The organism is Butyrivibrio sp. INlla18, from assembly GCF_900103635.1.
GTDB lineage: Bacteria > Bacillota > Clostridia > Lachnospirales > Lachnospiraceae > Butyrivibrio.
Genome location: NZ_FMXK01000020.1, coordinates 55,325 through 62,729 on the forward strand (window position 1 = coordinate 55,325; position 7,405 = coordinate 62,729).

Here is a 7,405-nt window from a genome sequence, read left to right on the forward strand (position 1 = left end):
CTATTGATAACTTTTATCAAAAATGAGCCCTAGGGACGGAGGTTAGAGCTCATTTTTCGGGAAAGCCCTGGTGTTCGACATCTGATAAAACCCATTGTCCCGAAAAATGAGCTCCAACCTCCGTCCCTAGGGCTCACTTTCCGTCACTCCACATTCTTCAATGCTTCATTCATCGGAATCTTACCAATCTTGCGGTACTCGATAACTGCTACTACTGCGTAAGTGATGACTCCAAGGAGGAACATCTTAACATATGCTGCTGGATCGAGCCAGATCACCATCCAGCCGCTCATCATCTTTTTGAGCATCACTCTAAATATGCCTACCATGATGTATGACAGGATTGGATAGGATAAAAGAAGTGAAACAATGACAACTATTGCCGTTGGAATAATGTATAAGGCAGATATCTCCTTCTTGGAATATCCTAGTATCTTGGCCATTGAGATGGATTGCACGTTTCTCTCTATAATAAGCTTGGATAAAAGATATATGAGCACAACAAACATTATCACAGAAAAGCCATCAACCATGTACATAAGGTTACCCATTGATATCATAAGCTGTCTTGAAACCCTTGTAAGGGACTCCTCATCAACTGTTGTACCGATGTATTTACTTTCTATATCAGTGATCTCGCTATCTGAGAAGTATCCTGAAAAGAACTCCTCATCATAGCCCAAAACATCATTTAGATGCTTCTTACTCATAAATACTGTGATTCCGCCGTCGTAATCATAAATTCCCGAAACCTTAAAGCCATAATATCTGTCTTCGTAGGGCTCTTTTAAGGTAATGACATTTCCCTTTCCAAGGCCGTATTTATCCGCATAGGCCGAGGATATAAGGACCGTCTTCTCATCGAATTCGGCATCTATATATCTGCTGTCTTCCTGAATACCATATAGGGTAACATCCTCAACTCTGGTTCCGCCTTCTCCTGTAGTTTTCAGGCTGTAGGCCGAGAACTTTTCTGCATCAGGATTATTTGTTGTGATCTTACTTTGTAAAAAAGTGTATGAAAAAGCTGCTGAGATACCATCATCCCCATCTATTGCTCCTGCAGGGATCTGAAGCAAATATATATGCTCTGCTAACATGTTTTTTGTAACAATTCCCTGATAATGAATAAGAAGTGGTGGCAACATCATTCCAAAAAACAAAAGCATGTTTGCAAATAGTAGTCCTGAAAAGAGAATAATATAGCTACTCTTATTTTGGATCAGGATACGGATACGGAATCTGTCAAAGAATCTGATCCTTTTATTTAAGCGAACCGCTGTCTTTTGAGTTTTGCCTGAAAGATCTCTTTTTATAAGCTTAAGCGGGCTAAGGGATAATTTCTTCCTAAGAATAAAATACGTTACTATCACCATTATCACTACAGGAATAATGGTAGTCTTTAGGAAGGCTTCTGCGTTCCACACTGTCACATAGGTGGTAAGCGAATAGCTTCCATAGTACATTGCAGCACACATATTCTTAAAGATGGTATATCCAAGAATATTACCAATAACTGCTGCAATAATAGTAACTATAAGAGGCATCTCCATGTAGTGCCTTATAAGCTCACCTATGGTATAGCCAGATGCTCTGAGAGTACCTATAACTGTAGCCTCTTTGTGTATGGTGTTGTTGATAGTTATTCCAAATACGAAAGCAACTATTATTATGATGATATAAAGAAGTACCTCCATCATAGCTTTGTCGCTTCCAATATCTTCTCCTGTAAAAGTGATAGACTGATTAAGATATCTTGGGATATAGTTTTCTAGCGTAACCTTTTTGGATATTGCCTCCATAAGATCATCAGACATCTCTTTTTCTTCTTCCTCTGAAGCAGGCGCTCTATCATAGATCCATGCATAGTTGTAATGAACATCATCTTCACTGAACTTTGCAAATTGCTTTTTTGAAACAACGGCAACACCAAAAGCTGATGCATCAAACATCATGTCATTGTTGTTGTAAAAAAGTGCGCTGTAATCAGATAGTGCTACAAGTCCCACTATTTCATAGGTCTTTTCACAAGAAGTAAGTGTATCGCCGACTTTAAGATCGTTATTATCAGCATACATCCTGTCTATAGCAATCTCACCAGAAGCTTCTGGAAGCCTTCCCTGCATTACACATACCTTATCGACCTCTTCTCTATTAGCAAATATTCTAAGCTTCGTACTATTATCAAAGCTCTTTTCCACATAAAAATTCTCGTAAACTGTAACTCCTTTTTTCTCTATGGACTCCTTTTGTGAATCAGATAATCTATCTTCCGTTCTAAAATTACCATCTTCTATGTTGTACTTGTCAAAGCTCTCATTATAAGCAAGTATCATGCTCTCGCCTGCAACCAAAAAACCTGAAACAAAGCCTATGGACAAGACCATCAGGATAAATATGACAATATATTTTCCTACGTCACCCTTTAATTCCCTAAGGAGCCTCTTTTTTAATGGATTTTTCATAATAACAACGCTCCTTTACCAGTCAAGTTCTTCAGCTGTCATCTTATTTTCATTTCTGTAACTCTTTCTAATGACGCCGTCTCTTAGCTTCACCACAAAGTCAGCCATATTCTTGATGGCATCGTTGTGAGTTACCATGATAACTGTATTTCCATACTTTTGATTGACCTGTTCGATGAGAGCCAGGATCTCTTTTGACGTATTGTAATCAAGGGCTCCTGTTGGTTCGTCGCACAAGAGGATATCAGGATTTTTTACTATAGCTCTTCCTATGGCGCATCTTTGCTGCTGTCCGCCAGATAACTGGCTAGGAAGCTTATTCTGGTGCTCTTTGAGTCCCAGAATTTCTATGATCTCATCGATATCTAATGGATTGTGGGAAAGATATGCTCCCACCTCGATATTTTCTCTGACAGTAAGATTTGGGATCAGATTGTACATCTGAAAGATATATCCTAAATGTTCTCTTCTGTATGAAGTAAGGGCCTTTTCATCCATATCCGCCATGCTCTTACCTCGTATTACTATCTTGCCGGAATCAGCGTTATCGATTCCTCCAATGATATTAAGGAGTGTGGATTTACCAGAACCAGATGGTCCAAGAAGTACTACAAACTCACCCTGCTCTATTCCAAGGCTTATATCCTTTAGTACTTCTATTCGGCTACCGCCTTCTCCATATGATTTTTTGATGTTTTGAAGTTCAAGTTGCATAGATTTTTTCTCCTCCTATCTGCTCATAAGATCAGCACACAACAGCAAGCTCCTCCAAAGTCGCCCCCTTTCTGTGGGCATTGCTATATATCTCTGTGCACTTTTTGTATCTGTCAAAAGTCTTAAGAGCCGACTCTTTATCACCATAGACTTTCCAGAAGCCTGTATACATAACGCCTTCTGCGGAACTGTTCATGAAGCCCTTTACGTCTTTTACCGGATATCCCAGGAAAAGACCTATCTCATGAGGAAAATCCTGGTCCTCATTTAGGTGTCTTGCAAGCTCTGCAACGCAAAGGTCAGCGTTGGTACAAGAATAACCTTTCTCCTTAAGAATCTGGCAAACCTCTTCATTAGCAAAATCTCTTTTTAAAAAAGATGGTCTATAAAGGTAAATAAGCGCATGATCCTTGGTGTACTTAACCGGGATCATCCTAAGACCTTTTTGGCAAAGCCTTTTGTTAAACTCTCTTACTTCCTGGATGAACTTTTGTCTGTCATCCATATCAACGTTAAAAAGATTTCCTGTCTTTAAGCCTGCCAATGTTGGTGAGCATAGGCTAACAACTAGTTGGTCCCCCATTGCTGTCCTCCGGTGTTTTAGTTTTTGTGATAATTATTGTCATTTAAATTTCTTGATTTGAATGTTAGCATATGCTAACTTCTTTTTCAAGAGCACTACTATTTATTTGTTGCTCAGAAAGGATGAAACAGTATGAATAAAGTTAAAGTTGTTTTTTGGAGTGGAAGTGGAAATACACAGGCAATGGCTGATGCCGTTGCAAACGGAATCACAAGTGCAGGCGGTGAAGCTGAAGTAACTACCTTTGATGCACTTAGCCCATCTGAGGCTTCTAAGGATTCTGTAATTGCTTTTGGATGCCCAGCTATGGGCGCAGAAGTTCTTGAAGAAGGAACTGTAGAGCCATTCATGGCGCAGTACGAAAATGTATGTAGCGGTAAGAAGATTGCCCTCTTTGGTTCTTACGGCTGGGGCGATGGCCAGTGGATGCGCGATTGGGTAGACCGTCTCAAAGCAGCTGGTGCTACCATCATCGGCGGCGAAGGTGTCATTGCCAACAACGCTCCAGATGATGCTGCAATCTCCGAGTGTGAAGATCTAGGCAGAATGCTTGCCCAGGCTTAAGTCAAACTAGACAGAAAAGTGAGCCCCAGGGACGGAGGTTAGGGCTCACTTTTCTGTCACTTCATGTAACGTTTTCTACATACTACAAGTCCCAGAATCCCCAGGATTATGAATATTCTTGAAAGGTTGGCTATCCAGGCTGTGTCGATGTAATAGCCTTGTTCAACCTGTTTTTTGTCTGAAAGCTTTAAGTTTACTGTAATTGGAATATCTACGTAATTATCTGCTATTGCTGTAACAGTTATTGTTCCAGTCATGTCTTTTGGCCCAGCATCTACTGTATATAAGAGTTTGTCATCTATGACAGTGGGAGCTGAATGGAATGTCACATCCCCTACATAGCTAAGAGCATAGCTTGTAAGCTCGCAATCTTCAGGCAAAAGCGCCATAAGATTTATGGTATCTGCTCCCCCTGTTGCGTAAAAGTAAGTCTGAGTAACTGATGGAAACTTATCCAAAGTCTTTTTTCCATCTGAAGTAGCGTAAGTTAAAAAACTTGTGTCCTTAAGTAAAAAAGCTATAACTCCAACTAGTACCAATGATCTAAAAATTTTTTCCCAATTCTTTTTCATACTCCTCAAGTATCTCCCTATACTTTTTTCTGATCTCTTTTTTTGTCCCGATACATTTTATTGCACAAAATGACTTTTTCAATGAATCTGGGACGAATGTCTAAGATTGTGGGATGAATGATAGTATTATTTCTTGAATATCGTTTGCAAGATGATATTATTAAAAAAGCTGTACGAAAAGACATTAAAAAAGGGAATTAACTTATGAATATTGCTATTGTTGATGATATTTCTTTGGAAATAGATCGTTTGACCTCAGTAATCGAAAAATATATGGAAGATAACCACCTTCCTGTTAATATCAGCTCTTTTAACAGCGCTGAAGAGTTCCTCGCTGACTACAGGCCTCTTAAATATACGCTGATATTCATGGATATCTACATGGATCAGATGTCTGGTATAGAAGCTTCCAAAAAGATACGCGAAATGGATAGCGATACTCTCATTGTTTTCCTTACTACAAGCCTTGAACATACCTTTGATGCCTTTGGCGTACACGCTTTTCAGTATCTCATCAAATCGCCTGATGACGAGACTTTGAAGCTTTCCGTTTGCAAGGTTCTTGATGAAGTCATCTCTCTTCGCTCAGCAGAGGGCAAAAAGATCTCTATTGTAGTAGATGGCGAAAATATCGACATTGCTTTTTCTGACATTGTATATGCTCAGAGTCAAAAGAACTACATTCAGCTAACAGACAGATTACAAAACGGATATCGTACTCGCATGACCTTTTCTGATATCTGCGAGCTTTTAAAGACCGACAGCAGATTTTTGCAGATAAACCGCGGTATTATGATCAACATGGACCACATCACAAATTGGGGTAAGACAACCTGCGAACTAAAAGGCGGACACATGCTTCCTGTAAATGTAAGGGAACAAAAGACCTTGAATCAGATCAGGCAGAACTATGTGTTTGCCAAATTACATAGTAAAAGAACTATGGGAGGAGCAAAGTAATGGGACTAAAGGACTTTCTTCTACCTTTTATCAACTTTATGCTCTTTTTACCAACAACTCTTTTGTGCCTTGCACCAGCTCACAATCACCTTAGAGAAAGGTGGTCTCACGCTGTTATAAGGCTTTCTATCCTGATCACATGTACTGCAGTAGCATTCTCATTCTTTGCTTTGTACATTTCAAGGGCTTGGAACTTTTTATATCTTCCAGCGTTTACAATAATCTTTTGCGGATATCACTTTGCAATGAACGTGCACATATCACAGTCCTTTTCTATTTTCCTTTTGGTATGTGCATTTACCACTTTCATCAGTAATTTCTCTATAGTGTTTGATGCTTTCCTTCATCCAGACGGAAACCTCGCTGATTTTAGCTTCACAGCCAGCATCTTTGAGATTGCTCTTGTGCTATTATTCTGTAGCTTAGCCGCTTATCCTGCTGCCAAATTTGGAGGCTACCTTATAGATCACCTGCAGCAACATGATGTATGGTGGTCCGCTGGAATAGTATCTACACTATTTTTCATCTTCAATCAGGTCATGGTAGTCCGTAAGTACTCTACTCTTCATACCAATATGGTTGGAGCAGCTTATATTGCCGTTATGTCCATTATGTTTATACTGCTAATATTCCTTTGTATTGTCTTTTACTTCATGGTAAGCGCCATCATCAAGAAGGCTGAACTCGATGATAGAAACCATATCTTAGAGATGCAGGAAAAGCAGTACGAGTCTCTTCAGCAGTACTTAAATGAAGATGCCAAGGTTCGTCATGACTTTAGGCAGACTATATATACGTTAAAAGAGCTCTCTTCTGCCAAGGACTATAACACTTTAGATGATTACTTAAGCCGTTATATCGACATTGTTCCTCAAAAGAACACTCAATCCTTCTGCCAGGATAATGCACTTAACGCCCTTTTAAATCACTACTATCAAAGAGCCTTAAAAGACAATATAAAAACTGATATTGAGGTATCACTTCCAGGTAAGCTCCATATGGACAGTATTTCCCTTTGCTCCATAGTTGGAAATATTTTAGAAAATGCCATTATTGCCTGCTCAGAGCTTCCAGAATCTAAACGCTTTATTCACCTCGTAATCTCCAAAGAGCAGGGACAAGAGATCTACATCGCTGTCTCAAACTCTTTTAACGGAAAAACAAGACAAAAAAATGGCCGCTACCTCTCCACCCACAAGGGGAGGAAACGGCATCGGCCTTATCTCCGTTACAGCCACCTCAGAACAGCACGGCGGCTCAGCATCCTTTACCCATGACGACAAAGTCTTCTATTCAAATATCATGCTTGTAGACAAAAATGAGCCCTAGGGAGGTCGGTTGTGGCTCTCTTTACGGTGGTAGGGAGCATGCTATGGGGGCCCGACCGCAGACTCACAGGCAGCTACCCTACAGTATATTATTTTCGAATCTCTGAGAATTTTGCTTAGTTCATGAGCTTTTATTTTTCTTTTGAAATTCTGTTTTTGAAACACTGTCTGAGTCTTTGATGCCATTTTTGCTGTAAAGTTTTGTTTTGCCCTCATCAA

Annotated in this window: 7 protein-coding genes; 3 read left to right on the forward strand and 4 right to left on the reverse strand. The window is 39.7% G+C overall.

Going from position 1 to position 7,405, the window contains the following annotated elements; genetic code table 11:
• Positions 1-143: 143 nt before the first annotated feature.
• From BLS24_RS13415 to BLS24_RS13425, 3 genes are read right to left on the reverse strand one after another with little or no spacing between them, the layout of a single operon-like run.
• Entirely contained in the window at positions 144-2,465 is a 2,322-nt protein-coding gene (locus BLS24_RS13415; RefSeq protein WP_091760189.1) for an ABC transporter permease, read from the reverse strand.
• Between the two features lie 15 nt (positions 2,466-2,480).
• A complete protein-coding gene (locus BLS24_RS13420; protein ID WP_091760191.1) occupies positions 2,481-3,179 on the reverse strand; it encodes an ABC transporter ATP-binding protein in 699 nt (232 codons plus the stop codon).
• A 31-nt stretch (positions 3,180-3,210) separates the two neighbouring features.
• Positions 3,211-3,762 (reverse strand): DUF3793 family protein, encoded by a 552-nt coding sequence (locus tag BLS24_RS13425; protein WP_091760194.1) that lies wholly within the window; start codon positions 3,760-3,762, stop codon positions 3,211-3,213.
• A gap of 132 nt (positions 3,763-3,894) precedes the next feature.
• Here BLS24_RS13425 and BLS24_RS13430 point away from each other — a divergent pair, with 132 nt between their 5' ends.
• Positions 3,895-4,326 (forward strand): flavodoxin, encoded by a 432-nt coding sequence (locus BLS24_RS13430; RefSeq protein ID WP_091760197.1) that lies wholly within the window; start codon positions 3,895-3,897, stop codon positions 4,324-4,326.
• 56 nt (positions 4,327-4,382) lie between these two features.
• On the opposite strand, the gene BLS24_RS13435 is transcribed toward BLS24_RS13430, so the two are convergent.
• Positions 4,383-4,898 (reverse strand): hypothetical protein, encoded by a 516-nt coding sequence (locus BLS24_RS13435; RefSeq protein ID WP_091760200.1) that lies wholly within the window; start codon positions 4,896-4,898, stop codon positions 4,383-4,385.
• A gap of 204 nt (positions 4,899-5,102) precedes the next feature.
• Between BLS24_RS13435 and BLS24_RS13440 the strand changes: the two genes are divergently transcribed.
• Positions 5,103-5,858, forward strand: coding sequence for a LytR/AlgR family response regulator transcription factor (locus BLS24_RS13440; RefSeq protein WP_091760202.1), 756 nt, complete (start codon positions 5,103-5,105; stop codon positions 5,856-5,858).
• Positions 5,858-7,135 (forward strand): ATP-binding protein, encoded by a 1,278-nt coding sequence (locus BLS24_RS13445; RefSeq protein ID WP_091760206.1) that lies wholly within the window; start codon positions 5,858-5,860, stop codon positions 7,133-7,135. Before BLS24_RS13440 ends, BLS24_RS13445 begins: the two co-directional genes overlap by 1 nt.
• The last annotated feature ends 270 nt before the right edge of the window (positions 7,136-7,405 follow it).

What these genes read in the sequence shown, in the direction of transcription:
- BLS24_RS13415 (WP_091760189.1), bottom strand. Translation starts at nt 2,465, where the DNA reads ATGAAAAATCCATTAAAAAAGAGGCTCCTTAGGGAATTAAAGGGTGAC.
- BLS24_RS13420 (WP_091760191.1), bottom strand. Translation starts at nt 3,179, where the DNA reads ATGCAACTTGAACTTCAAAACATCAAAAAATCATATGGAGAAGGCGGT.
- BLS24_RS13425 (WP_091760194.1), bottom strand. Translation starts at nt 3,762, where the DNA reads ATGGGGGACCAACTAGTTGTTAGCCTATGCTCACCAACATTGGCAGGC.
- BLS24_RS13430 (WP_091760197.1), top strand. Translation starts at nt 3,895, where the DNA reads ATGAATAAAGTTAAAGTTGTTTTTTGGAGTGGAAGTGGAAATACACAG.
- BLS24_RS13435 (WP_091760200.1), bottom strand. Translation starts at nt 4,898, where the DNA reads ATGAAAAAGAATTGGGAAAAAATTTTTAGATCATTGGTACTAGTTGGA.
- BLS24_RS13440 (WP_091760202.1), top strand. Translation starts at nt 5,103, where the DNA reads ATGAATATTGCTATTGTTGATGATATTTCTTTGGAAATAGATCGTTTG.
- BLS24_RS13445 (WP_091760206.1), top strand. Translation starts at nt 5,858, where the DNA reads ATGGGACTAAAGGACTTTCTTCTACCTTTTATCAACTTTATGCTCTTT.